At 67.8% G+C, this 917-nt stretch carries 1 protein-coding gene; it reads right to left on the reverse strand.

Features of this window, described 5'->3' with window-relative positions; genetic code table 11:
* Positions 1-9: 9 nt before the first annotated feature.
* Entirely contained in the window at positions 10-783 is a 774-nt protein-coding gene (locus E1266_RS37450; RefSeq protein ID WP_132055340.1) for a transposase family protein, read from the reverse strand.
* Positions 784-917 lie beyond the last annotated feature (134 nt).

A 917-nucleotide genomic window follows, 5' to 3' on the forward strand; every position in this document is an offset into this window, starting at 1 on the left:
GAACCTTTTTCATCCTCGGGTGATCTCGTAGTTCTGTAGGACGGCGATGGCCTTGACGAGGTGGCCGGCCTTGCCGGGGCTGCAGCGGAGCTTGCGGAGGATTCGCCAGCTCTTGAGCTGGGCGTTTGCGCGTTCGCCGGGTCCGCGGAGCTTGGCGTGCGAGCGGTTGGCCTGCTTCTGGGACTCGGGCTTGTCGCGTCCCTTGTACGGGGTGAGGACGATCCATGCCCCGGCGCCTTGGTACCCCTTGTCGGCCAGGGTGATGATCCCGGCCTTGTCCAGCTCGCGCAGGATGCCCCACACGCGGGCGGCGGTCAGGTCGTGCGTGCGGCCGGGCAGCGCCCCCGACGTCCACACGATCGTCCCGTCGGGGCCGGCGATGACCTGCACGTTCATGCCGTGGCAGCGGTGCTTGGCCGAGTAGTACGGCCGGTCGGGGCGCACGCGGTCGGTGGCGATGAGCGTGCCGTCCAGCACCAGCAGGTGCAGCCCGTCCTGCCTGGCCTTCCGCAGCGCCGCCGCCAGCTTCGGTGACCGTGCCGACAGCAGTGCCACCGCCTCCTCGACATAGCGCCAGGCCGTGCTTGTCGATACCTCGAATCCGGCCCCGAGCTGGGTGAACGTCTCGCCCTTGCGCAGGTGGGCCAGCACCAGCAGGGCCTGCTGTCCGGGGTTGAGCAGACGCCAGGCCGACCCGATCGCCTTGCGGTGCCGCCGGATCACTGCGGCCAGGTAGTTCAGCGTTGAACGCGACAAATCGACGGCGGCACGGTACAACAGCATGCAGAGCCCCTGGTTCGGACGCGGTGGTTGTGGTGATCAACCCGTCTACCAGGGGTTTCTTCACGTCATCCGCCGAACGCCCCCATCGCGATCATGCTGTGATCCGCGTCCGCCCAGACGGATGAAAAAGGGTC

The sequence above is a fragment of the Actinomadura sp. 7K534 genome (assembly GCF_004348575.1).
GTDB lineage: Bacteria > Actinomycetota > Actinomycetes > Streptosporangiales > Streptosporangiaceae > Spirillospora > Spirillospora livida.